Source organism: Chitinivorax sp. PXF-14 (genome assembly GCF_040812015.1).
GTDB lineage: Bacteria > Pseudomonadota > Gammaproteobacteria > Burkholderiales > SCOH01 > JBFNXJ01.
The window spans coordinates 41,195-65,964 of the sequence record NZ_JBFNXJ010000011.1 but is presented as its reverse complement, the minus strand read 5'-3'; the positions used below and the strand labels follow the sequence as shown (position 1 = coordinate 65,964).

19 protein-coding genes and 3 tRNA genes are annotated in these 24,770 nt (G+C 61.9%); 15 read left to right on the top strand and 7 right to left on the bottom strand.

All coding sequences use genetic code 11. The features are described from left to right. Positions 1-143: 143 nt before the first annotated feature. The 5 genes from ABWL39_RS13950 (at position 144) to ABWL39_RS13930 (ending at position 7,662) form a co-directional block, all read left to right on the top strand. Positions 144-1,751, top strand: a complete 1,608-nt coding sequence (locus ABWL39_RS13950; RefSeq protein WP_367792245.1) for an OmpP1/FadL family transporter — start codon at positions 144-146, stop codon at positions 1,749-1,751. A 126-nt stretch (positions 1,752-1,877) separates the two neighbouring features. Then, complete coding sequence (locus ABWL39_RS13945; RefSeq protein WP_367792242.1) at positions 1,878-4,250, top strand: 3-hydroxyacyl-CoA dehydrogenase/enoyl-CoA hydratase family protein; 2,373 nt, start codon at positions 1,878-1,880, stop codon at positions 4,248-4,250. A gap of 74 nt (positions 4,251-4,324) precedes the next feature. Then, positions 4,325-5,530, top strand: coding sequence for an acetyl-CoA C-acyltransferase (locus tag ABWL39_RS13940; RefSeq protein WP_367792239.1), 1,206 nt, complete (start codon positions 4,325-4,327; stop codon positions 5,528-5,530). Positions 5,531-5,763: 233 nt separating this feature from the next. Then, on the top strand, positions 5,764-6,996 hold the full coding sequence (locus ABWL39_RS13935) for an ABC transporter substrate-binding protein (RefSeq protein ID WP_367792236.1): 1,233 nt from the start codon (positions 5,764-5,766) through the stop codon (positions 6,994-6,996). A gap of 99 nt (positions 6,997-7,095) precedes the next feature. Then, positions 7,096-7,662 (top strand): chalcone isomerase family protein, encoded by a 567-nt coding sequence (locus ABWL39_RS13930; protein ID WP_367792233.1) that lies wholly within the window; start codon positions 7,096-7,098, stop codon positions 7,660-7,662. Positions 7,663-7,775: 113 nt separating this feature from the next. On the opposite strand, the gene ABWL39_RS13925 is transcribed toward ABWL39_RS13930, so the two are convergent. The 4 genes from ABWL39_RS13925 to ABWL39_RS13910 form a co-directional block, all read right to left on the bottom strand. Then, positions 7,776-9,419 (bottom strand): hypothetical protein, encoded by a 1,644-nt coding sequence (locus ABWL39_RS13925; protein ID WP_367792229.1) that lies wholly within the window; start codon positions 9,417-9,419, stop codon positions 7,776-7,778. 307 nt (positions 9,420-9,726) lie between these two features. After that, positions 9,727-10,896: a pyridoxal phosphate-dependent aminotransferase gene (locus ABWL39_RS13920; protein ID WP_367792226.1), complete on the bottom strand. Its 1,170-nt coding sequence runs from the start codon at positions 10,894-10,896 to the stop codon at positions 9,727-9,729. Positions 10,897-10,907: 11 nt separating this feature from the next. After that, positions 10,908-11,594 (bottom strand): glycerophosphodiester phosphodiesterase, encoded by a 687-nt coding sequence (locus ABWL39_RS13915; RefSeq protein WP_367792224.1) that lies wholly within the window; start codon positions 11,592-11,594, stop codon positions 10,908-10,910. 90 nt (positions 11,595-11,684) lie between these two features. Beyond that, the gene (locus ABWL39_RS13910; RefSeq protein WP_367792222.1) at positions 11,685-12,569 is read right to left on the bottom strand and encodes a DMT family transporter; all 885 of its coding nucleotides are present in this window, start codon (positions 12,567-12,569) and stop codon (positions 11,685-11,687) included. 241 nt (positions 12,570-12,810) lie between these two features. Between ABWL39_RS13910 and ABWL39_RS13905 the strand changes: the two genes are divergently transcribed. The 5 genes from ABWL39_RS13905 (at position 12,811) to ABWL39_RS13885 (ending at position 18,174) form a co-directional block, all read left to right on the top strand. After that, positions 12,811-13,476, top strand: coding sequence for a GntR family transcriptional regulator (locus ABWL39_RS13905; RefSeq protein ID WP_367792220.1), 666 nt, complete (start codon positions 12,811-12,813; stop codon positions 13,474-13,476). Between the two features lie 116 nt (positions 13,477-13,592). Beyond that, positions 13,593-14,660: a 3-deoxy-7-phosphoheptulonate synthase AroG gene (gene aroG / locus ABWL39_RS13900; RefSeq protein ID WP_367792218.1), complete on the top strand. Its 1,068-nt coding sequence runs from the start codon at positions 13,593-13,595 to the stop codon at positions 14,658-14,660. A 99-nt stretch (positions 14,661-14,759) separates the two neighbouring features. Further along, entirely contained in the window at positions 14,760-16,238 is a 1,479-nt protein-coding gene (locus ABWL39_RS13895) for a long-chain fatty acid--CoA ligase (protein ID WP_367792216.1), read from the top strand. A 1-nt stretch (position 16,239) separates the two neighbouring features. Beyond that, positions 16,240-17,034, top strand: coding sequence for an alpha/beta fold hydrolase (locus tag ABWL39_RS13890; RefSeq protein WP_367792214.1), 795 nt, complete (start codon positions 16,240-16,242; stop codon positions 17,032-17,034). 12 nt (positions 17,035-17,046) lie between these two features. Next, the gene (locus ABWL39_RS13885) at positions 17,047-18,174 is read left to right on the top strand and encodes a GGDEF domain-containing protein (RefSeq protein WP_367792212.1); all 1,128 of its coding nucleotides are present in this window, start codon (positions 17,047-17,049) and stop codon (positions 18,172-18,174) included. Between the two features lie 51 nt (positions 18,175-18,225). On the opposite strand, the gene lplT is transcribed toward ABWL39_RS13885, so the two are convergent. Next, positions 18,226-19,527, bottom strand: a complete 1,302-nt coding sequence (gene lplT / locus ABWL39_RS13880; RefSeq protein ID WP_367792210.1) for a lysophospholipid transporter LplT — start codon at positions 19,525-19,527, stop codon at positions 18,226-18,228. Positions 19,528-19,984: 457 nt separating this feature from the next. Here lplT and ABWL39_RS13875 point away from each other — a divergent pair, with 457 nt between their 5' ends. The 4 genes from ABWL39_RS13875 to ABWL39_RS13860 all read left to right on the top strand — a co-directional run bounded on the left by ABWL39_RS13875 (position 19,985) and on the right by ABWL39_RS13860 (position 21,650). Further along, the gene (locus tag ABWL39_RS13875) at positions 19,985-21,211 is read left to right on the top strand and encodes an aspartate kinase (protein ID WP_367792208.1); all 1,227 of its coding nucleotides are present in this window, start codon (positions 19,985-19,987) and stop codon (positions 21,209-21,211) included. Between the two features lie 144 nt (positions 21,212-21,355). Further along, positions 21,356-21,449, top strand: a tRNA-Ser gene (locus tag ABWL39_RS13870). A 15-nt stretch (positions 21,450-21,464) separates the two neighbouring features. After that, positions 21,465-21,541 (top strand) — tRNA-Arg (locus ABWL39_RS13865). Positions 21,542-21,573: 32 nt separating this feature from the next. Continuing rightward, positions 21,574-21,650 (top strand) — tRNA-Arg (locus tag ABWL39_RS13860). 208 nt (positions 21,651-21,858) lie between these two features. Here ABWL39_RS13860 and ABWL39_RS13855 read toward each other — a convergent pair. Next, entirely contained in the window at positions 21,859-22,737 is an 879-nt protein-coding gene (locus ABWL39_RS13855) for a DMT family transporter (RefSeq protein WP_367792205.1), read from the bottom strand. Positions 22,738-22,830: 93 nt separating this feature from the next. Here ABWL39_RS13855 and ABWL39_RS13850 point away from each other — a divergent pair, with 93 nt between their 5' ends. Then, positions 22,831-23,742: a LysR family transcriptional regulator gene (locus ABWL39_RS13850; protein WP_367792202.1), complete on the top strand. Its 912-nt coding sequence runs from the start codon at positions 22,831-22,833 to the stop codon at positions 23,740-23,742. Between the two features lie 12 nt (positions 23,743-23,754). On the opposite strand, the gene ABWL39_RS13845 is transcribed toward ABWL39_RS13850, so the two are convergent. Continuing rightward, the gene (locus ABWL39_RS13845) at positions 23,755-24,699 is read right to left on the bottom strand and encodes a LysR family transcriptional regulator (protein ID WP_367792198.1); all 945 of its coding nucleotides are present in this window, start codon (positions 24,697-24,699) and stop codon (positions 23,755-23,757) included. Positions 24,700-24,770: the final 71 nt, after the last annotated feature.

The window sequence follows — 24,770 nt, the reverse complement described above, 5'->3', positions numbered from 1 at the left end:
GGTGGTCCGGTCTATTCGGTGTCCTAGACGGATTACTCTAGAGATGTGCTATTCTGCCGCCTCCCGCGCGCCAAAGCGCGGTGTAGCTAGCGGCAAGCAATATTCACGAAGCCGCATAAAACTCAGTGTGAAGGAGATATTTTATGAAGCGTAATGCGATCAGCCTGTCCATCATGATGATCGGCCTGGCCTTGGCCGGTTCGAACGCGATGGCATCCGGTTACCACTTCGGTACGCAAAGTGCCGCAGCCCAGGGGACCGCGAATGCCAATGGCGCAGAGGCTGCGGATGCTTCGACCATATTCAGCAACCCGGCGGGTCTGTCTCATCTGCAAGGCTCGAATGTATCAGGCGTGCTCGACCTGGTCGCGCCTGATGTGTCCTACCACGACGAAGGCTCCTACGTCTCGACGCCGTCGTTGTCCAACGCATTGCCGACCGTGTTCGGCACACCGCGGCCGACCGGTGGCGGCGATGGCGGCAAGTTTGCCAAGCCCATCGCGGTTCCGCACTTCTACTATGCTCGCCAGTTCGACGACAAGCTGTCGTTCGGCATGGGGGCATTTGTGCCCTTTGGCTCGAAGACCAAGTACGACGACAACTGGGCTGGCCGTTACAACATCGTCAACACCGAGCTGACGACGGTTGCCTTCAACCCCTCGTTCGCGTTCCGCCTGAACCCGACCGTGACGATCGGCGGTGGCGTATCGGCGCAATATATCGACGGCAAGCTGGCACGCAAGGTCAACTATGGCGCAGTGCTGTCTGGCGCGCTGCTCAAGGCGGCACCGACGATTGCCTCGCAGGTCGGCTCCGCTGCGGCGGCCCAGGTGATCGCCGCAGGCGGTTCCGCGGCTCAGGCACAGGCTGCTGGTGCTGCGGCTGCGACCAGTGTGACGACCGACATCGTATCCAAAGCCAGCGCGGCCTATGCCAACCCTACCTATGACGGCGATATCGATGTCAAGGGCGACGACTGGGGCTATGGTTTCAACCTCGGCGTGATGTTCGACATTGACCGCGATACCCGCCTCGGCTTTGCCTACCGCTCCAAGGTCAAGCATCAGCTGAAGGGCACTGCCGACTGGTCGACACCTGCTTCGGTAGCGAATTATGTCTACACGGTGCCGGTTGCCGGCACTGCCGTACCGATTGGCGCAGCCGCAGCACAAGCGATCGCCGCGTCGACGGCGTTGGGTGGCCTGGGTCACGTCGATTCCGACGCCAGCCTCAATGTCACCACGCCCGAGTCGCTGTCGGTCAGCTTCTTCAAGCAGATGACCGAACAGTGGGCCATCATGGCCGATTACACGCGCACCCGCCATTCGCGTCTGCAGGAGCTGCGTATCGATTTCGACTCGACCACGCCGGACAGCATCACCTCCGAACGCTGGATGGATACCAACAAGGTGTCCGTGGGCGCGAACTTCAAGCTGAACGACGCCTGGCTGCTGCGTGCTGGCCTTGCCTACGACAACTCCCCGGTGAACGAGGATAACCGTACACCGAGTATTCCCGATGGCGACCGCACCTGGTACTCGGTGGGCGCAAACTGGAAGCTCAACAAGCAGATGTCGGTGGATTTCGCCTACAGCTACGTGAAGGTCAACGCAGGGTCGATTCACAATACCGATAACAACAACGGCCAGTACCCGGCCGATCCCGCCTGCAATTGCAGCAATGCAACAGTAGTCGGCAAGTATGACATCAGAGCAAACATCGTCGGCGTGCAGATGAACTATGCGTTCTGAGCACACTGAACGGCAGGACCCGGGCGGATAGCCCGACAGCAAGCGGGGCGGGCCGACGGATGCATGGTGAAGCCAGCATCCGGCGTGACCGCCCCAGTGATTACAAACCAAACCCTCGAGGAAGCTATGTCTCAGACTTCGAAATTCGTGGTACGCAAGGTTGCCGTACTCGGCGCCGGTGTGATGGGCGCGCAGATCGCGGCGCATCTCGCTAATGCCAATGTGGAAGCCGTACTGTTCGACCTGCCGGCCAAGGAAGGCAATCCGAACGGCATCGTGCTCAAAGCCATCGACAACCTGAAGAAGCTGAAGCCTTCGCCAGTTGGCCGCAAGGAAAAAGCCGATTTCATTACTGCCGCGAACTACGACACCGACCTCGAGTTGCTGCGTGAATGCGATGTGGTCATCGAAGCCATCGCTGAACGCATGGACTGGAAGCTGGGCCTGTACGAAAAGGTTGCACCGTTCCTGAACGAACACGCGATCTTCGCCACCAACACCTCCGGCCTCAGCATCAACAAGCTGGCGGAAGGCTGCCCGGAAAGCATGCGTCCACGCTTCTGCGGCATCCACTTCTTCAACCCGCCGCGCTACATGCACCTGGTTGAAATCATTCCTTGCGTCAACACCGACGCAGTGAAGATGGATCAACTGGAAGAATTCCTGGTGACCACCCTGGGCAAGGGCGTGGTCCGTGCCAAGGACACCCCGAACTTCGTCGCCAACCGCATCGGCGTATTCTCGATGCTGGCCTGCATCCACAATGCAGACAAGTTCGGTATCCGTTTCGACGTCGTCGACGACCTGACCGGCCCGCGCCTTGGTCGTCCGAAGTCCGCTACCTTCCGCACCGCTGACGTGGTTGGCCTGGATACCTTCGCTCACGTCGTCAAGACCATGCAGGACACCCTGCCGAACGACCCGTGGCACCCGCTGTTCAAGTCGCCGGAATGGCTCGCCAAGCTGATCGAAGCTGGCGCGCTGGGCCAGAAGACCAAGGCCGGTATCTACAAGAAGGACGGCAAGCTCAAGCTGGTTCTGGATCCGAAGGCAGGTGCCTACGTTGAAGCCGGCCAGAAGGGCGACGACAGCGTCAAGGAAATCCTCAAGAACAAGGACGTGACCGCCAAGCTGAAGGCACTGCGCGAGTCCGACAATCCACAAGCTCAGTTCCTGTGGTCCTGCTTCCGCGATGTATTCCATTACATCGGCTACCACCTGGCTGACATCGCCGACAACGCCCGCGACGTCGACTTCGCCATCCGCTGGGGCTTCGGCTGGTCCGAAGGCCCGTTCGAGACCTGGCAAGCTGCCGGCCTCAAGCAAGTGGCCCAGTGGATCAAGGAAGACATCGAAGCCGGCAAGGGTATCTCCACTGCGGCGCTGCCGGCCTGGGTATTCGAGCGCGACACGCTGCATAGCGATGCCGGCTCCTACAGCCCGACCAAGAATGCACTGGTTCCGCGTTCTACGCTGCCGGTTTACAAGCGCCAGCTGTTCCCGGCCCAACTGATCGGCGAATCGGCTCCTGTCTATGGCGAAACCGTATTCGAGAACGACGGCGCACGTGTCTGGACTCAAGGCGATGGCGTACTGATCATCTCCTTCAAGTCCAAGATGCACGCGATCGGCCCGGATGTCGTTGCTGCCGTCAACAAGGCGATCGACATCGCTGAAGCCGGCTACAAGGGCCTGGTGATCTGGCAGACCGAAGATCCGTTCTCGGTCGGTGCCGATCTGATGGCCATGGGCCCGTCCTTCATGGCCGGCCAGTGGGACGTTATCGACGAGTCCGTACGCGCCTTCCAGAACACCTCGATGCGCCTGCGTTACAGCCAGATCCCGACCGTTGCCGCAACCAAGAACTACGTGTTCGGCGGTGGCTGCGAATTCGCGATGCACTGCGACAAGGTCGTGGCGCACCTCGAAACCTACATCGGCCTGGTTGAAGTCGGCGTCGGCCTGCTGCCAGGCGGCGGCGGCTGCAAGGAATTCGCGCTGCGCGCGGCTCAGGAAGCCAAGGGCGACGTATTCAAGTCGCTGACCGACTACTTCATGGCGATCGCAACCGCCAAGGTTGGCACCTCGGCTCAGGAAGGCCAGGAATTCGGCTACCTGCGCAAGACCGACACGGTCGTATTCAACGAATACGAACTGCTGTACGTCGCCAAGCAACAAGTGCTGGCCATGCACGAAACCGGCTACCGCGCACCGCTGAAGATCAAGGGCTTCCCGGTTGCCGGCCGCGCTGGCGCCGCGTCGATCCGCGGTCAGCTGACCAACATGAAGGAAGGTAACTTCATCAGCGCACACGACTACCACATCGCTTCCACCATCGCTGACGTGATGACCGGTGGCGACGTCGAAGCCGGTACGCTGGTAGACGAACAATGGGTTCTCGACCTTGAGCGCAAGGCGTTCATCAGCCTGCTGAAGCATCCGAAATCGCAAGAACGGATCTTCTACATGCTGCAAAACAACAAACCGCTCCGCAACTGATACACGTTGCTACCCGGCCCGCGCCAGGCGCGGGCCCATGTAAGGTTTAGAGAATCTATTTGGAGAATTTTGAAATGACGAAGCAAGTTCAAGAAGCTTACATCGTAGCGACGACCCGTACTCCGGTCGGCAAGGCGCCGCGCGGTATGATGCGTAACGTCCGCCCGGACGACATGCTGGCTCACGTGATCAAGGGCGCGCTGGCTCAGGTGCCGGCCCTCGACGTGAACCTGATCGAAGACGCGGTGGTTGGCTGCGCCTTCCCGGAGGCCGAGCAAGGCCTGAACATGGCGCGTATCGGCGTGCTGCTGGCCGGCCTGCCGAACACCGTTGGCGGCGTGACCATCAACCGTTACTGCTCGTCCGGTATCAACGCCGTGCAGATGGCTGCTGACCGCATCCGCACCGGCGAAGCCGATGTCGTGATCGCTGCGGGTTCCGAGTCGATGTCCATGGTACCGATGATGGGCAACAAGGTCTCGCTGAACCCGGAAGTGTTCGCCAAGGACGAAAACGTCGCCATCGCCTACGGCATGGGCCTGACCGCCGAGAAGGTTGCGCAGCAGTGGAACATCTCCCGCGCGGACCAGGATGCCTTCGCCGTTGAATCGCACCGCCGTGCGATCGCCGCAATCCAGGCTGGCAAGTTCAAGGACGAAATCACCCCGCTGGAAGTGACCTACCGCACGCCTAACCTGGCGACCGGCGAAGTCGACATCAGGACCCGTCTGCTCGACACCGACGAAGGCCCACGTGGCGATACCAGCCTCGAAGGCCTGGCCAAGCTGAAGACCGTTTTCGACGCCAAGGGCTCGGTGACTGCCGGTAACTCGTCGCAGATGTCCGACGGTGCTGGTGCCGTGATCCTGGTTTCGGAGAAGATCCTGAAGCAGTTCAACCTGACGCCGCTGGCGCGTTTCGTCAGCTTCGCGGTCAAGGGTGTTCCGCCGGCAATCATGGGTATCGGCCCGAAGGAAGCGATTCCGGCTGCACTGAAGATCGCCGGCCTGAGCAAGAGCGATATCGCCTGGATGGAACTGAACGAAGCCTTCGCAGCACAAGCGCTGGCCGTTATCCGCGATCTGGACCTCGACACCAGCATCATCAACCCGCAAGGCGGCGCGATCGCTCTGGGGCACCCGCTCGGCGCAACCGGTGCGATCCGTACCGCTACGCTGGTTCACGGCATGCGCCGTGAAGGCATGGCAGGCAAGTACGGCATGGTGACGATGTGTATCGGTACCGGCATGGGTGCCGCAGGCATCATCCAGGTTCTGTAATCTCGCGATTGTGACCTGATGGAAGAGGGGAAGACACTGCTGTCTTCCCCTTTTTCTTGTAAACTTAGAGCATTTGGTCGAAAATGCATAAGCATTTACTGAAATAGTCATATATTCAGTGTGCGTTGGTTTCGACTCATGAACAAACGAGTGGCGCCGGCCCTGCAGTGTGTCTTGGCATCAGCCACCGAGTGAGCTTAGGACAGAGAGGGCATTGCATGAAGAGGAACAACATGAAGCAAGTTGCTGCGGCCGTCGGGCTGGCGCTAATGAGTGGTTACGCTGCAGCTGCGGGCGTGTCTGACGACGTCGTGCGCATCGGTGTGCTCACCGACATGTCGGGGGTTTACGCCGACGTGGGCGGCAAGGGAGCGGTCACCGCCGCGCAGATGGCCGTCAAGGACTTCGGTGGCAAGGTGCTCGGCAAGCGGATCGAAGTCGTGGCTGCCGACCACAAGAACGAGCTCGACGATGGCCTGGCGATCGCCAAGAACTGGGTCGAACGCGACAAGCCGCGTGTCGACATGGTGACCGAGCTGATGAATTCGCAGGTCGCGATCGGTGTGACCAAATACCTCAACGCCAACAACGTATTGGCTATCAAGACCGGGGCCTCGACCTCGGCGCTGACCAACGATGCCTGCAACAAGCTGGCGATCGACTGGGTGTACGACGCCTATGCCGTCGGCCACGGCCTGCTCAAGGAAATGTTGGCAGATGGCATGAAGACCTTCGCCATCATGGTGACGGACTATGGCGACAAGACCGACAAGGCGACGGCCAATGACATCTTCCTCAGTGCCGCGATGGTTCGCAAGAGTGGCGGCAAGGTCTTTGCCCCGTTCGTGAAGACCCCGCCGTCCAACGTCGATTTCACACCCTACCTGCTCAAGCTGCAGGAGACTGGTGCGCAAGGCATGCTGTTTGCTAATGCCGGCGGCGACTTCGTCAATGCCGTCAAGCAGGCGCGCGATTTCGGCCTGTTTACCGAAAAGCAGGAGCCAATCGGCCTGGTGGTATTCGATACCGACATCAAGGCGCTGGGCCTCGACGTGGCGCAGGGCATGAAATATGTCTCCGGCTTCTATTGGGACCGCGACAACGAGACGCGCGACTTCTCGCGCAAGTTCTACGCCCAGACCAAGAAGATGCCGACAGCATCGCAAGCCGGCGTGTATTCGGCTGTGACCAACTACCTGAAGGCAGTCCAGGCGGCGGGGACGGACGACGCCGCAACCGTATCGGACAAAATGCGCACGACCCGTATCAACGACTTCTTCGCCAAGGATGGCTATATTCGCGAGGATGGCCGCATGGTGCACGACATGTACCTGATGGAAGTGAAGAAACCACTCGAGTCCAAGGGTGAGGCGCAGTGGGATCTGGCCCGCATCAAACGCGTGATCAAGGCTGACAGCGCATTCAAGCCGATCGCCCAAAGCACCTGTCCGCTGGTTAAGAAATAGTTCATTTGTTTGGTGGTAAAACTGAGCCTGTACTCTGGTCAAGTTATGACAACTTGATTTAGAATATAGGCTCTAATTCTTTGAAATCCGGGGAAAATGATGAAGAAACTGATTGTTGCCGCTGCCGTCGCTCTGTCCGCACTGCCGGCATTTGCTGCCGAGGTGGCCGGTGTGAAGCTGGACGACAAGGTCAACGTGGCGGGCGCCGATCTGGTGCTCAATGGCGCGGGTGTCCGCTCCAAGTTTGGTCTGGCCAAGGTGTATGTGGCTGGCCTGTACGTCTCGGCCAAGACCAAGGACGCTGATGCCGTCGTCAACGCCAAGCAACAGCGCCGCGTGCAGCTGGTGATGAAGCGTGATGTCGATGCCGACAAGATGCTGGAAGCCTTCAAGGAAGGCATCACCGCCAATACCTCGGCTACCGAGCTGACCGCGCTGCAGCCAAAGATCGCCAAGCTGGAAGCCATCTTCAAGGCCGTGCGTGAAGTGCGTGAAGGCGACATTATCAATCTCGATTTCGCCGCCGATGGCGCAACCAAGATCACCGTGCGCAACCAGCCGAAGGAAGTGATCCCCGGTGCCGATCTGTCCTCCGCGCTGCTGCGCATCTGGCTTGGCAGCAAGCCGGTTCAGGACGACCTGAAGAAGTCGCTGCTGGAAGGCTGATTTTCTTCGGAACGAAAAAAACCGCGCATCATGCGCGGTTTTTTTATGACTGCAGCGAGAGGCGGCCGGCCGTGCCGTGCGTGGCGGCAAAGGCCGCTGCGTGGCGTCAGCCATCAGTGTGCGACTACCGCCACGACTGCGGTTGGCGACTCATGCTTTGCCAGCACGGCAAAGCGCGCACGGGTATAGTCGCCGGAGACATCGATGGGCTGCTTGAGGCGAATCGTGAAGGACTTGCCCTGTGCTTTCAGGTGCAGGACCTTGCCTTGCTCGAAGGTATCGGGCTTCATCAGCAGGCAGCGTGGAATCGTGCCATTGTCGGCTTCAGGCAGATAGATTGCGTCGATATCGCCATCCGACGTCGTGTCGTCCGTACCGAGCTTGACCAGGATCGGGGTCTGGTTGATGGTTTCGATGCCGACGTAGACTTCTCCTTCCAGTGTTTTCTGGATCCGGCGGACGATACCGATCGCAAAACGGGCCTGCTCCTCGGGCTTGAGGCCGATCAGATCGCCTACTGCGAGGCTGTCGTCGAAATCAGAATTGAAACTGGCGCCGATGCCGTACTGGCTCTCGTTTTCCATCTGCCATTCGCGCAGGCCGTTGTCGAACAGCTCGGGTTCGCCCTCGGGGGCCGGGGGCAGGGTGTGCGCGATGATCTCGATACCGGTGTTGCCATGGCCGCTGCTCCTGAAGCGGCGGATCCGGTTGGGGCTGCGCAGTTGTTCGAGCGTCTCGCGGAAGCCGTGAATGACCTGGATATTCTTCTTCAGCGCCTGGCGCTCATGCTTGCGCGTCACCCCAGCCCCCTCGCGCGACCAGCGATTCGCGACGGTCTCTAGCAGGTCGAGCCCGGCCGGCAGACGGAAGCGCTCGCCCAGGCCAAGGCGGGCGGGCAGCTCGCCTTGCTTGAGCGCTTCGGCGATCTGCTCGACTTTCTCGATCAGGACATCCGTACCCCAGTAGCGATACTTGGTGTCGACCATATTGCGGCGCAACTTGCGGGCAGGCTTGGATTCATCGAGGTTGACGGCGAAAAGCTGGCGGTGCGGGCGGATCTGCTTGTCGAGCGTGATCAGCGGTACCCACTGGTCGAGCCAGTGGTCGACCATGTCGATCTGGGTCGGCAGCAGCGATTCCGGCGACGCCAGTTCAAGCATGAAGGGCTGCAGGTATTGCTGCGTGCAGGTGGTGTAGGTCGCGCTATCGGGATACAGCTTGACCTGCTGATCGGCAATGCCTTCGGCCTCGGCGAACTGGAAGAAGCGATGGAGGTTGCGCCAGTTTTTGGCATCGACCGGCAGGTAGCGCAGGTGGTTCCATTTCGTCTGCATCGCATAATAGTGCAGGCCGCGCGCCACGACGGTCGGGATTTCCTGAGCGCTGAAGCGGGTCGGTTTCTCGGAGTACTGGCGCAGGCAGGTCTTGTAGGCGTTTGCCATCTCTGCCCAGAACGCGAGGATGGTGGGCAGATAGTGCTTGCCAAAACCGGCGTCCTGAAGATAGTCCTGGCAGAGGGTGTGCTGCAGCGACTGTGCCTTGTCGTCGAGATAGAGAATCGTGCGGACGCGTTCCTTGACCGAGATCTTGGTGTTGTTGTTGAGGGCTGCGACGGTCTTCACGATTTCGGCCTGCGCCTGGTGGATGTCGCCCTGCGGCAACTCCTGCACCCAGATCGTGGCGGACTTGAGGTTGTGAATACCCTCGGCTGGGGGGCGCCGCAATAAGGCGCCGATGAGCCCCTTGAAATCGAACATCTGTCGGCCTTTCTCTATTTCTCGTGCCGCTTGTCTGGTGCGGCTTGTGTTCCCGCTCCCGATCGATGCCTGGCGTGCAACGTGGCGACCGTGAGCGCGTGTCGAATGGTGTCATGCATGGGATTGCCGGCCCATACCGGTGGGGCCGCCTGGGTATCGGCCGATATCGTGTTCCGGCCGCTTGGTAGGCAGCGCGAGGCGTGACCCGATTTTAAACCGGATTAGAGCTAATATTCAATATTTTTAATGCAAAGAGCATTTTGCTATCTGGCTGATTAGCAAGTAGAAATACTCGTTGGGCGAGATTTTATATATTTGACGAAACAAATCTACTGATTCGATCAAGCGCCACGCCCATGCGTTCAATCGAGGTGGTGTAGGCGAAACGGAGATAACGCCCCGGCTCCGCGCCACCAAAATCACGGCCCGGCGTCACGGCCACGTGTGCGGCCTCCAGCAGCTCGCGTGCGAAGGTTTCGCTGTCTTGGGCCAGCGCGGAGCAGTCTGCATACACGTAGAAGGCGCCATCGGGCTGGACGGGCACCGTCAGGCCGATCTGCTGCAGTGCCTGTACCAGGTAGTCGCGCCGCACGCGAAACTCGGCCCGACGCGCTTCCAGTATCGACCTCGTCTCCGGGGTGAACGCGGCCAGCGCCGCATATTGCGCGGGGGCCGATGCCGACAGGAATACATTCATGGCCAGCTTCTCGATGGCCGGCAGATAGGGCTCGGGCGCGATCAGCCAGCCCAGGCGCCAGCCGGTCATCTGGAAGTACTTCGAGAAACTGTTGATGACGAAGGCGTCGCCGTCGCAGGTCAATACTGTCGCGTCCGGCTGCTCGTAGACGAGGCCTTGATAGATCTCGTCGACGATCAATGCCGCGCGCCGTTGGCGAACCTCGGCCGCGATGGCGCGCATTTCGGCGGCGGGCACCAGAGTGCCGGTGGGATTGGCCGGCGACGCCAGCATCACGCCCGCTGTGCGCTCGTTCCAGTGTTCCCTGACCTGCTCGGCGGTGAGCTGGAAACGATGCTGCGGGCCGACGGCGATGGTGTGCGGCACGCCCTCGAACATACGAATGAAATGACGGTTGCAGGGGTAGGTCGGGTCGGCCAGCAGGATTTCGTCGCCAGGGTTGATCAGCACCCCCAGCGCTAGCTGCAGCGCACCCGAGGCGCCCGGCGTGACCACCACGCGTGCCGGGTCGATCGCTACGCCATAGTGCTGCTGGTAGAAGCCGGCGATGGTCTCCCGCAGCGCGGCGATGCCGAGCGCCGGTGTGTAGAAGGTGTGGCCATCGGCCAATGCCTGCCGCCCGGCCTCGACGATCGGCCGGGGTGTCGGGAAATCCGGCTCGCCGATTTCCATGTGGATCACGTCATGGCCTTCCGCTTCCAGCTCCTTGGCGCGCGCCAGCAATGCCATCACGTGGAAGGGCTCGATATGGTTCATGCGGTCGGCGATGCGTGGGCTCATGGCGATGGGGCTCAGTGACGGGTTTGCGAGTGCAGGCCGCGCTGGGGCAGCTTGACGAATTCAGGGTGATCGGTGATGACGCCATGTACGCCCAGCGAGGCGCACAGCTCGTGCTCGGCCTGGGTGTGGGCACCGTAGACATAGTTACGGAAGCCGATGGTGTTGGCCATCTCCAGCAGGCCTGAATCGAGGATTTCGTAATCCCAGACGAAGGTCCGCAGCCGCGGCTCGTGCAGCGCCGCATGGGCCAGGCTGTTGAGTGCCGCCGGGCGGTGGGCTGAGAGGAAGCCGCAATCGATCGACAGCTCATGGGCGCATGCCAGCACCACATCGTGCCGAAACGATGTCAGCAACAGGCGGCGGCTGTGCTGGTAGCGCTTCAGCGTGGCGATCGTGGCCGCTTGCGCTGCCGGCACCTTGAGCTCGATATTCCAGAAGGCGCAGGAAAACGCATCCAGTGCTTCGTCGAGGCGCGGTACGGCGTAGCCCACTGCCTGCTGCAGCTCGGCATGGGTCAGGTCGGCCACCGCCACGCCGTTGGGCGCCACCCGGTTGTGGAACAACACCAGCTCCGCGTCGCGCGATAGTCGGACATCGGTTTCGATGCCTTCGAAGCCGAGTGTCAGCGCGGCTTCAAACGCATCCATGGTATTTTCCGGCAGGGCCGCGTGATAGCCCCGATGGGCAAGAATATGCATGCAGTTGATCCTCGACGGGCAGGGGGCCGATCTCCAGATTTTGACACGGCTCGGCACCCAGGCCCAAATCGGCGGCCCGGTGGTGCGAGCTCAGTGCCGCGAGCTGAGGCCGATACCGGTGAAAATCAGGGCAATGCCCAGCACGTGATAGAGATGAAAGGTCTCGCCCAGGAACAGCATCGCGAGCACCGAGCCGAAAGCCGGCATCAGGTGGATGAAGGTGCCGGCACGGGCTGGCCCGACATCCGCAACGCCCTTGTTGTAGAACCAGTAAGCCAGCACGGAAGGAAACAGGCCGACATACAGGAAGGCCAGCGTGTTGGGCAGATTGATCGCCGTGTAGCGCCCCGCCGCCAGCTCCAGCGCGAACGGGATGCACAGGACCAGCCAGCCGATGGCCACCAGCAGGGTGAGCAGGCCAAGCCGGTCGATGTCGGCCGGGAGGCCGCGCAGCAGCACGGTGTACACGGCCCAGCACACCACGGCCACGAAGATCAGCATATCTCCGTGATTGAACGACAGGTGCAGCAGCGTGGCGAGCTCCGCGTGGCTGACGATCAACACGACGCCACAGAACGACGCAGCGATCCCAAGCAGCTGCAGGCCGCCCAGCGGCTGGCGCATGAACAGCCAGCCGATCAACACGATGAGGATCGGAATAAAGGAATTCAACAGCACGCCATTGGTCGCCGTCGTGTATTGCAGCCCGGCATAGACCAGACTGTTGAAGCCTGCGATGCCGATCACCGCCAGCACGAGTATGCGCCACCCGTGCTGGCGATAACGCTCGCGCTGGCGCCAGGCGCGGCCCGCAGCAAACGGCGCGAGCACGGCGAGCGCGATGCTCCAGCGCACGAAGGAAAGCGTCATCGGTGCGATGGCGGCATGGGTCGCGCGGGCGACGACATAGTTGCCCGACCAGAATAGCGCGGTGAGCGTCAGCAGCAGGTAGGAAAGGGTGTGGCGGTTATGCACGGCGGCCTGTTGCGCGAGGAGGGAAGCCGATTGTAGCGGCGCGCAGACGGGTTGGCACCGTTTGGGAGCATGCGGCATTAGATTTGGCTAATTGTTCAACAATTGATCATTGCGCCATAATCGGGCAAAGTGACGGCTTGGTGACAAACCATGCCCTGACTCGGCCACAGCCTTATCCGGCGAACCGGGAGCCAAGTACAACAATATATCCGCCGCGAGCGGAACAGGACCGATTGCCGTCATGACCTTCATTCCCAACGATTCGCTGACAGAACAGATCGCACAATACCTCGGCCACCAGATCATTACCGGCCATTTGAAAGCGGGCGACCGCATCCAGGAGCTGCGCATCGCAGGCGAGCTCAACGTCAGCCGTGGCTCGGTGCGCGAGGCGTTGCTGATTCTCGAACGCCGCCACCTGATCCAGATACTGCCGCGGCGTGGTGCGGTGGTCGCCGAGATGACCGAGTACGAGCTCAAGAGCCTGTATGAGCTGTGGTTCCTGCTGCTCAAGCAGGTCGCGTTCAACGCCGCCACCATGTGGGCCGACGAGGATCTCGAGCAGTTTCTCGGCCTGATCAAGGAGATGGGCGAGTTTGCCGAGAAGAACGATCTCGAGAAATTCTACGACGCACTGTCCAAGTTCCTGTCGCTGATCTATCCGTTCGCCAACAACCCTTTCATGGTGCAGGTGCTCGAAGACCTGCTGCCGTCCGGCAAGCGCGCGGCTTACCTGGTGTTCCGTCGCGGCAAGAGCGAGCTGACGCGGCTGTACGAGTCCTTCATGCAGATCATGGACTACATGTACAAGCGCGATGCACAAGGCGCTGCGGCGGTTGTCGAGCACATCGGCCACCAGCAATACGAGCTGGCACTCAAGGCCCTGCGTGGGCGCGACGCGCAATAATATTGCGCATAAAATCGAATATTGCAGTGCAAAATTGCGAGCCTCCTGTCATAATCGGACCCAGCCTTGGCACTTCTGTCCGGGACATCCATCCAAAACAGTAAGAAGTAGTCTTTATGAAACGTAGAACAGACGATATTCATATCAAAGAAATCAAGGAGTTGACGCCACCCGTCTACCTGATCGAAACCAACCCGATCACCGAGGATGCGTCCAACACGGTATTCAACGCCCGCCACTCGATTCACCGCCTGCTGTGCGATCAGGACGACCGCCTGCTGGTGATCATCGGCCCATGCTCGATTCACGACACCGACGCCGCCATCGAATACGCGCAACGCCTCAAGGTGCTGCGTGACGAGCTCAGCGAGGATCTCGAAGTCGTCATGCGCGTGTATTTCGAAAAGCCGCGCACCACGGTGGGCTGGAAGGGGCTGATCAATGACCCCTACCTCGACGATAGCTACGAGATCAACGACGGCCTGCGCGCCGCACGCAAATTGTTGCTGCGCATCAACGAGCTCGGCGTGCCCGCCGGCACCGAATTCCTCGACATGATCTCGCCGCAGTATTTCGCCGACCTGATCAGCTGGGGCGCGATCGGTGCGCGTACCACCGAATCTCAGGTTCACCGCGAGCTGTCGTCCGGCCTGTCGTGTCCGGTCGGTTTCAAGAACGGCACCGACGGCAACCTCAAGATCGCCGTCGATGCGATTCGCGCCGCCCAGGTGCCGCACCATTTCCTGTCGGTCACCAAGCTCGGCCACTCGGCCATCGTGTCGACGACCGGCAACCCGGACTGCCACGTCATCCTGCGTGGCGGCAAGGAGCCCAACTACGACGCAGGCAGTGTCGACCAGGCTGCCAAGGAGCTCGAAAAGGTTGGTCTGACGCCCAAGCTGATGATCGACTTCAGCCATGCCAACAGCCGCAAGGACTACCGTCGTCAGATGGAAGTCAGCACCGATGTCGCGCAGCAGATCGTCATGGGTGAAAAGCGCGTGTTCGGCGTGATGATCGAGAGCCATCTGGTGGAAGGCCGCCAGGACCTGCTCCCAGGCAAGGAGCTGTGCTACGGCCAGAGTATCACCGATGCCTGCATCGGCTGGGACGACACCGAGGCGGCCCTGCGGCAGCTGGCCACAGCGGTACGCGAGCGGCGAGCCAAGTTCTGCGCCCAGTAAGCCAAGTCTAGCGGCGCGTTCATCGCGCCGTTTTCCATTGTGGCAGCCGCCCAGGCTGCGGGCTCGCACGGGGCGGGGCGTTCGTTGAGGGGCGACGGCATGGCCGAGTTGACGACTGCGCTGGGAGACTGGCCCGCCTATTGGCGGCGTGAGCCTGAGCGGGAGGCGATCGTCGATGTCGCGTCGGGACGGCGCTGGTCGTATGGCGAGCTGGCCGACGCGGTCGACCGTGTGACGGGGTGGCTCTCGTTGCGCGGCATCGAGCGCGGCGCTCGTGTGGCGGTGCTGGCGCAAAACTGCGTCGAGACCTTGCTCCTGTTGTTCGCCTGCGCGCGGTGCGGGGCCATCCTGGTGCCGCTCAACACGCGCCTGACCCCGGCCGAGCTGGCGCCGCTGGTCGCGGATGCCGACCCGGCGCTGCTATTGCACGACACCACTCATGCCGAGATCGCCGTGGCGCTTGCCGCGGCCCGGCCCTGCGCGCCGCTCCAGTGCTCGCTCAGCGAGGCCGCGCCTGGCGGGGCCTGCAGGCCGGTGGACGGCGAAGCACCGGTGTTGATCCTCTATACCTCCGGCACCACGGGGCGAGCGAAGGGGGCGCTGCTGTCCCAGCGCATGGTCTACTGGAATGCCGTCAACACCACCATCAGCTGGGACTTGAGCGGCCAGGACTGCGCGCTGGTGCATACTCCCTTCTTCCATACCGGCGGCCTGCATGTGCTGACCACGCCATTATTGATGCGCGGCGGCCGGCTGGTGCTGCTGCCGGCCTTTGCCCCAGCTGCCGTGTTGAGCTTGCTCGCGGACGAGCGGGTCAGCGTGCTGTTTGCGGTGCCGACGATGTTCCAGATGCTGGCCGGCGAGCCGGGATTTGCAACGGCGGACTTCAGCTCGCTCCGCTTCTGCATCAGTGGTGGCGCGCCATGCCCGGCCACGCTGATCGAGCTGTACCAGGCGCGTGGCCTCGTCTTCAAGCAGGGCTACGGGCTGACCGAGGTTGGCCCCAACTGCTTCACGCTGCCGGCAGGCGATGCGGTGAGCAAGCTGGGCTCGGTCGGTTTCGCGAATTTTGCGACGCGGGCGCGTATCGTCGACGAGGCGGGGGCCGACGTCGCGAGCAATACCGTCGGCGAACTGTGGCTTGCCGGGCCGACCGTGTGCAGCGGCTACTGGCGGAATGCCGAGGCCACGGCCGTGGCGTTCGCCGGGGACTGGTTCAAGACCGGCGACCTGGTGCGCATCGACGACGAAGGCTATGCCTGGATCGTCGACCGCAAGAAGGATATGTACATCTCGGGTGGCGAGAACGTCTACCCGGCCGAGGTCGAGGCCGTGCTGCTGGCCCACCCGGCCATTGCCGAGGCCGCCGTGATTGGCCGCCCGGATGCACGCTGGGGCGAGACCGGCGAAGCGCATCTGGTGCTGAGGGCAGGGCAGGTATTCGACCAGGCCGAGCTGCAGGCCTATCTCGACGCGCGCCTCGCGCGCTACAAGCAGCCCAAGTCCTATGTGCTCGCTACATCGCTGCCGCGAACACCGACCGGCAAGGTCATCAAGAGTCGTCTGAAAGGGAGCTAGCATGCCATTTGCCGCCGTCAACGGGACTGAACTCTATTACGAATTGAGCGGGGAGGCCGGCGAGGTCGTGGTGCTGCTCAACGGCATTTCCATGAGCACCGCGGCCTGGGGCTGGCAGGTGCCGGCGCTGCTCGCGGCAGGTTTTCGCGTGCTGGCCTATGATTTTCGCGGCCAGTTGCTGTCCGGCAAGCCCGAGCAGGGGGCTTACACCATGGCGCAGCACAGCGCCGACCTGGCGGCCCTGCTCGATGTGCTCGCCATCCCGGTGGCGCACCTCGTCGGTATCTCCTATGGCGGCGCGGTGGCCCAGCATGTGGCGCTGGACCACCCGGTGCGCATCGGCAAGCTGGTGCTGGCCGACACGTTGGCCTGGTCGGACGAGGTCAATCGTGCCATCGGCGCCAGCTGGTTCGATGCGGCCGAACAGGGCCTGCATGGTATGCGTTTCGATATGAGCCTGCCGCTGACGTTTGGCGATGCCTATCTGCGCAACAACGCGGCGCAGCTCGCCAAGCTGCGCGAATGGTCGATACAGCAGCCGTGGCAGCCGCTGGCGCGGCTGGTGAAGGGCATGCTCGGCCACGACGTGCGCGACCGCCTGGCCACGATCGCCGCCGCGACACTGGTCATCGTCGGGCGCGACGACCGCTTCACGCCGCTGTACCATTCCATCGTACTGAAGGACGGCATTCCTTCTGCTAAACTCGCAGTGATCGACGATTGCGGCCATGCTTCGTGCCTCGAGCGTCCCGATGTGTTCAACCGGCTGGTGCTGGATTTTCTCCAAGAACGATAAACAGACAATTCAATGAACGCAGAAAACGATATTTCCACCGCCTTGCCCCGTATTCTCGTCGCCGACGATTCACGCATCGTGCGCGCCACCATCCGCAAGCATCTGGCTGGCGTATTCGACATTGTCGAGGCCGTCGACGGTGAAGATGCCTGGTCCATCCTGCTCGCTGAGCCGAACATCCAGGTGCTGATCTCCGACCTCGGCATGCCCAACCTTGATGGCTTCGGCCTGCTGGAGCGTGTTCGCGGTGCCGAGCAGAGCCATATCCGCAAGCTGCCGGTGATCGTCATTTCCGGCGAGGAAGAAGAGAGCATCAAGCTCAAGGCCGTGGAGCTTGGTGCCAGCGATTTCATCACCAAGTCCACTGATCGCACCGAGCTGATCGCACGCGTGTCGGCCAACGCCCTGCGTGCTGAAACCGCCGCGGCACTCGACGAGAGCCTGCAGGAGCTCGACCAGAAAGCGACCGAGGACCCGGTCACCGGGCTCGGCACGCGCCACCTGCTCGAATTCAACGTTCGCCAGTCCGTCGCCTACGCCAGCCGCCATCATCAGCGCACCATCGTGCTGGTGCTGACGCTCGACCGTTTTGCCGAGCAGACTGATATCTTCGGCCAGTCGGTCGCCGACCAGATACTGAAGGCCCTGGGCAAGCTGCTCGCATCGAAGGTGCGCGGCGAGGACACCATCTCCCGCCTGGGTGGGGCGACCTTCGGCGTGCTGTCCGCCAGCAACGGTCCTGGCGAAGAGATGTTCCTGGCCGAGCGCCTCCGCTCCGCGCTTGAGGGGGCCCGCATCAATTACAAGGGCACGATCCTGCGTTTCTCGGCGAGTATCGGTGCCGTCAACTGCGAGCCGTCCACCAGCGCGGAAGAGGCCATTGCCACGGCCGAGCGCCGCATGCAGCTGGCCATCGACGCTGGTGGCAATCGCGTACTGGCGCAGGATGCTCCGCCGGCGCCGCTGGTCAAGCCCGAGCTGGCGCAGGCGCTGGCCATGCTGAAGGAGGGGCGTGTGCAGGAAGTGTCGCCGTTCTCGCAAGAGCTGCTGCGCGACATGCTGCCGCTGCTGGAGTTGCTGAATCAGCAGCTCCTGCTTGGCCTGCCCATGGACAAGATCAAGGGTCGCGTCGTCGCTTGAACTCGCTGCAGATACAAAAAAGCCCGGGTGACCGGGCTTTTTTGTATCTGCTCAACCGGCCTCGCGTGGGATCACGCCGGTCTGCACCGAGCGGCGGTGCAGGATCGAGATATACAGCATGACGAGGACCAGGAATCCGCCGAAACCGATGATGATGCTGTACATCGGCGGTATGGCGCCCGCCTTGAAATAAGCCCTGGCGACTTCATTGAGGCCATCGGGAAAGCTGACGCTGAAATATTTAACGAGCAGCGCATGGGCGCCGACCATGACCAGGATGCCGAGGTTCTCGTTGAAGTTCTGTACCGCGATCGAATGCCCGGCGCCCATCAGCGAGTGCCCGCGGTGTTGCAGCATGGCATTGAGCGGAACGACGAAGAAGCCGCCCAGCGCGCCGACAAGGAACATCAGGATCGCGGCGATCCAGACTTCGTGCACCATCAGCATCGCCACCATCAACAGGCCCATCAGCACGCCCGCTGGCAGCACCTTGAACGCCTGCCGCAGCGACACATAACGTCCCGCCAGCACGGCGCCGAAGGCGGTGCCGAAGGCGACGATCGCCACCAGCCGGGTGGCCTGTTCGAGCGAGAAGGCAAGCCAGATGATGGCCCAGTTCAGCACAACCAGGCGCATGGTGGCGCCCGCACCCCAGAACAGCGTCGTCACACCGAGGCTGAGCCCGCCCTGCGGGTCTCTCCACAGCCGCTTGACGCAGGCCCAGAACTCCGACACGAGATAGGACGGGCTGAAGTGAATCGGGTGGATTTCCACATCGAGCTTCGGGATGTGCAGGTTGACCCAGGCCGCCGCGAGGTAGATTGCCGCAAGAATCGAGATGGCGAACACGGGGGCATCGAGCGGGGCAAGCAGCTCGTAGCTGTCGAGCCAGGTATCGACATTCGGGCTGACCAGAAAGCCGCCGAGCACGGTGCCAAAGATGATGGCGGTCACCGTCGCGCCTTCGAGCCAGCCGTTGGCCGCAACCAGCTTATCGTGGGGCAGGTATTCGGTGATGATGCCGTACTTGGCCGGCGAGTAGGCCGCCGCGCCAAAGCCGACCAGGGCGTAAGCGAGCAGCGGCTCGATGCCCACCAGCATGCCCACGCAGCCGAGCAGCTTGATGCCGTTGCAGATCATCATGGCGCGGCCCTTGGGCATCGAGTCCGAAAAGGAGCCGGCAAAAGGGGCGAGCAGCACGTAAGACACGGTGAAGCACCAGAGCAGCATGGACTGATGCCATTCGGGCGCGTGCTGAACTTTCAGCAGGGCAAGCGCAGCGATGAACAGCGCGTTGTCTGCGAGCGCCGACAGAAACTGTGCGCCCAAAATCGTAAAGAAGCCGCGATCCATCAGATTGTATTCGGAACCGTTCTTTTTAAATGTGTGCGGATAGCCCTAAACCACATGGCCACAGCGAAAAATACCGGTTTATACCATGAATCCCTTGCTGCCGTGCGCTGCACAAATCAAGAATTTGTTATATGTGCACGGCCATTTTGTACCCCGGCACCGGGGCGTTCGGGTGGCTGCCGGCTCGACAGGCCGCTCGCGACGGATGTCGCGAGACGGCGCGGCGCAAGGGTCGCAGACGCACGCTGCCGGGCGATATTTGGGCGCCGGATATTGCCGTGGATCATCAATTGGCCGGCAAGTTCAGGCATGAAGTGAGCGATCCGCGCCCGATTATGCTTACTACGTATTGACAAGCACTTGAGCAAACGGAAAAAATTGCGGGTTCAGCTGTCTGTTTTCTACTGACGCGGCAGCTGAACACTGAATTCAATCCCTACCTAAACGTGGAAAAACGATGGCGCTAATCGTACAGAAATACGGCGGCACCTCGGTTGGCAGTCCGGAACGGATCAAGAACGTCGCCAAGCGAGTGGCCAAGTGGAAGGCCCAGGGGCATCAGGTTGTGGTGGTCGTGTCCGCGATGAGCGGCGAAACCAACCGCCTGATCGCTCTGGCCAAGGAAGTGCAGGCCCAGCCTGATCCGCGTGAACTGGATGTCGTCGTCTCGACCGGCGAGCAAGTCACGATCGGCCTGCTCGCCATGGCCCTGAAGGATATCGGTATCGATGCCAAGAGCTATACCGGTGCCCAGGTGCGCGTGCTGACCGACAGCGCCTTCAACAAGGCGCGTATCGTCGAGATCGACGAACACAATATGCGTGCCGACCTCGATGGCGGCAAGGTTGTCATCGTCGCCGGTTTCCAGGGCGTCGACGAACTCGGCAACATCACCACGCTCGGCCGTGGCGGTTCGGATACCAGTGGTGTTGCGCTGGCTGCCGCACTGAAGGCCGACGAGTGCCAGATTTACACCGACGTGGACGGCGTTTACACGACCGATCCGCGCATCGTGCCTGAAGCGCGCAAGCTCGATCGCATCACCTTCGAGGAAATGCTGGAAATGGCCAGCATGGGCTCCAAGATCCTGCAGATCCGTTCGGTCGAGTTTGCCGGCAAGTACAAAGTCAAGCTGCGCGTGCTGTCCAGTTTCGAGGACGGCGGCGAGGGCACGCTGATCACCTTTGAGGAAGACGAAGAAATGGAAAAGGCCGTCATCTCCGGCATCGCGTTCAACCGCGACGAAGCGAAAATCAAGATCAACGGCGTGCCGGACAAGCCCGGCATCGCCTACCAGATTCTCGGCCCGGTGGCCGACGCCAATATCGACGTCGACGTGATCATCCAGAATACCGGCGAAGACGGTACCACCGACTTCTCGTTCACGGTACACCGCAACGACTACGCCAAGACGCTGAAGGTTCTCGAAGGCGTGCAGTCGCACATCGGCGCGGCCAACGTGACTGGCGACGACAAGATCGCCAAGGTATCGGCAGTCGGCATTGGCATGCGCTCGCATGTCGGCGTGGCATCGACCATGTTCCGCACGCTGGCGGAAGAGGGCATCAACATCCAGATGATCTCCACCTCCGAGATCAAGATTTCCGTCATCATCGACGAAAAGTACCTGGAACTGGCTGTCCGCGTGCTGCACAAGGCATTTGGACTCGATCAGGCTGTGTAAGCAGCCCAAGGTCTGACAAAACGGCACGGTGCATTTCGCCCGTGCCGTTTTGTTTTTTGCGGTGCTGCCGGACTGGCACAAAAAATGCGTCGAAGCATTTGACGACCGCCCGGAAACCCAGTAGTATTGCGCCTCTCTTGAAACGGAGAAATGGCCGAGAGGTCGAAGGCACTCCCCTGCTAAGGGAGCATACGGGCCAAAACTCGTATCGAGGGTTCGAATCCCTCTTTCTCCGCCACAAGTTGTAAACAGCGCACCCGTAGCTCAGCTGGATAGAGTACTTGGCTACGAACCAAGGGGTCGGGCGTTCGAATCGCTCCGGGTGCGCCACCGTTACAACAGAGAACCGTGCTCACGCACGTGCACCCGTAGCTCAGCTGGATAGAGTACTTGGCTACGAACCAAGGGGTCGGGCGTTCGAATCGCTCCGGGTGCGCCAATATGAAAAGCCGCTATCGCAAGATAGCGGCTTTTTTCTTTTCTCTGGCTGGCCCTGAAAGAAGTTGACTCCTTTTCTCTCAAGAAAGGGGATGTCAGGTGGAATCAGGGGTTAGGCGAGCCTGTCATGCCCCAAATCGAGGCGATGCTTTCAGGCTGTTGTCTGTGTCCATCCTGGGGCGGATTGATCTGGTTGGCCGTCGATCACCTCAACCGGCGGCTGCCACGGCCTGGGCGGGCGCCGGCCGCGGCAGGGCCGCCCAGAGGCTGGCTGCGGTGATCAACAGTCCGCCCAGCATGGCCTGTGCCGTCAGTTGCTCGCCGAGCCAGAGTACCGCGAACAAGGCGCCGAACAAAGGCTCGCTGCCCGTCAGCAAGGCGACCCGGGTCGGCGTGCTGTGGCGGATGCCCCAGTTCAGCGCGTAGAAGGCAAACAGCGTGCAGCACAGCACGAGGTAGGCGGTGATCAGCCAGAAGGGCGTGGCATGCGGCAGGGGCGGCAGTGGCGTGGGCTGCGCGGCAGCCAGCAACAGGCAGCCGATTCCGACCACGCCAGTCTGGAGGCTGGTCAGCCCCAGCGTTGAAACGGGTTGTCCGGCCGTCAGCCGCTTGGTCAGGCAGACCGTGATGGCGCGCAGCAAGGCGGCGGCCAGCATCAGCATGTCGCCACCATTGAGCTGCAGCGACAATCCGCCGGTCAGCATCAGCGCGCCGCACAGCGACAGCAGTGCCGCCAGCAAGGCCGAGCCCGATGGCCGTTGGCCCATCAGCAGCCATTCCACGAACGGGGTCAGCACCACACATAGGCTGACCAGGAAGGCGGCGTTGCTTGCGCTGGTCCGCGCCACGCCCGAGGTTTCACAGAGGAAGATGCCCAGTAGCAGCGCCCCCAGCGGCAGGCCTGCTCGCAGCAGGGCATATGGGTGCCGTTTGAGGTCGCGCAGCAGGGCCGGCAAGGTCAGCGCAAAGGTGAGGCAGAAACGTGTCGCCAGAAAGCCGAGCAGTGGATAGTAGGCCAGGGCCAGCTTGGCCAGGCCATAACTGGTCCCCCAGACCATGGCCACCGCCAGTAGCAGGAGTTCAGCCATCACAGGGTTCCTTTCGGGATGTTATTGGGCACACATTATTTACCTGGTACCAATTGGTGATAATCTGGTGTTTTGTCACATCAGTTTTGCGCTATGGGAATAAGTCGACTCGATGCCTTGCTGCCGGACATGGCCGTGTTCGTGCGCGTGGTCGATTGCGGCAGCTTTTCGGCGGCGGCCAGGCAGCTGGGGCTGACGCCATCGGCGGTCAGCCGCATGGTGAGCCGGCTGGAGCGGGCACTCGACCTGCGCCTGATCGAGCGGAGCACGCGCCAGTTGCGGCTCAGCGAGGCAGGCGAGGGCGCCTACCAGCGTTGCGTGGCGATGGTGACTGCGGCGCGGGAGGTGGTCGAGCAGGCGGAAAGCGCGCATGAGGCGCCGCGCGGCTTGCTGCGCGTCAGCATGCCCAAGGCGTTTGGCCGCCGTGTGGTGCATCCGCTGATGGCTGAGTTCCTGCAGCGCTATCCGGAGGTCAACGTGCAATTGATGCTGATCGACCGGATGCTGAACCCGGTTGGGGATGAGGTGGACCTGATGATCCAGGCCACCGACCAGCCGCCGCCGACCATGGTGGCGCGACGGCTGATGCCGGTGCGGCAGGTGGTGTGTGCGTCACCTGCCTACCTGGCGCGGTACGGGCTGCCGCAGCACCCGCTGGAGCTGGCCGGGCACGACTGCCTGTACCTGGGGGAGGTGGCTGGTGACGCCCGCTGGAGTTTTCGGCGTGGCGACGAGAGCGTCAGCGTCACGGTGAGTGGGCGCTATGTCTGCAATCACAGCGAAGTCAGGCTGGAAGGCGTGCTCAACGGCCTGGGCATCGCCTGCCTGCCGGACTTCATCGCGGCCGATGCGCTGGCGCGTGGCGAGGTCATCGAAGTGCTGCCTGGCTGGCAATATGTCGGTGCCTATCAAGGGACGGCCTGGCTCCTGAGCCTGCCGGGCAGCCGGCTGACGCCCAAAAGCCGTGTCTTCATCGACTACCTGATCGAGAAGCTGCGGCCGTAATTCGGCTGCCAGCTAGCCTGGGATGGGCCTAAGCGAGCCAGAACGTCCCACCGGCTGCAAATAGTCCCGCATCACCTCCGTGATCCATTGCATGAAAACCTGCACGCGCTTGGGTTGCTGGCGCCGGTTGGCGTAGAGCAGCGAGACCGGCATCGGTGCGGCTTGATATTGGGGTAATACCTCGACGAGCTCGCCTTGCCGCAGGTGCGGGCGCATGGCCGTCTCCGGCGCCTGGATCAGGCCCACCCCGGCAAGGCAGGCGGCCAGGTAGGCGTCCGAGTTGTTGACGGTGACGGCCCCGGGCATGGCGATGAAGCGGGGTTCGCCACTGGCCGGGTCGACATATTCGAAGCCCGGCGAGCGGGCGCCGAGAGTCGACACATAGTGCACCAGCCGGTGCGTGGCCAGGTCGCCGAGCTCAAGCGGGCTGCCGTGGCGCGCCTGGTAGTCGCGGCTGACGCAGTTGACCAGCTGCATGTGCCCAAGCGGCCTGGCAATCTGGCTGGAATCCGTCAGCGTGCCGACGCGGATCACGCAATCGAAGCCCTCGCGCACCAGATCGACGCGGCGATCGGTGCTGCTCAGTTCGATCTCGAGGGCCGGATGGGCCGCCAGGAATGCCGGCAGGCACGGCACCACGACCTGCTTGGCGATGCCACTCGGCATGTCGATGCGCAGCCGTCCGGTGAGTGCCGCTGGGCCGGACTGGAACAGCGTCTGCAGTTCCTCGACGTCGCTCAGCAGATCCTTGCAGCGCTCGTAGTACACCTGGCCATCCTGGGTCATCTGCACCTTGCGCGTGGTCCGATGCAGCAGTCGGGTGCCAAGCCGGGTTTCCAGCTGTTGCACCGCCGTCGAGATGGTGGCCTTGGGCAGGCCCAGGCTGTCGGCTGCCTGGGTAAAGCTGGCCAGCTCGGCCACGCGCAGATAGATCTGCATGGCGTGGAGTGGGTCCATGGCATGTCTCGCTGTAATTGTTTGCTATATGTGATCAGTCTAATCAAAAACAGAGGATTTATTGCCGAATA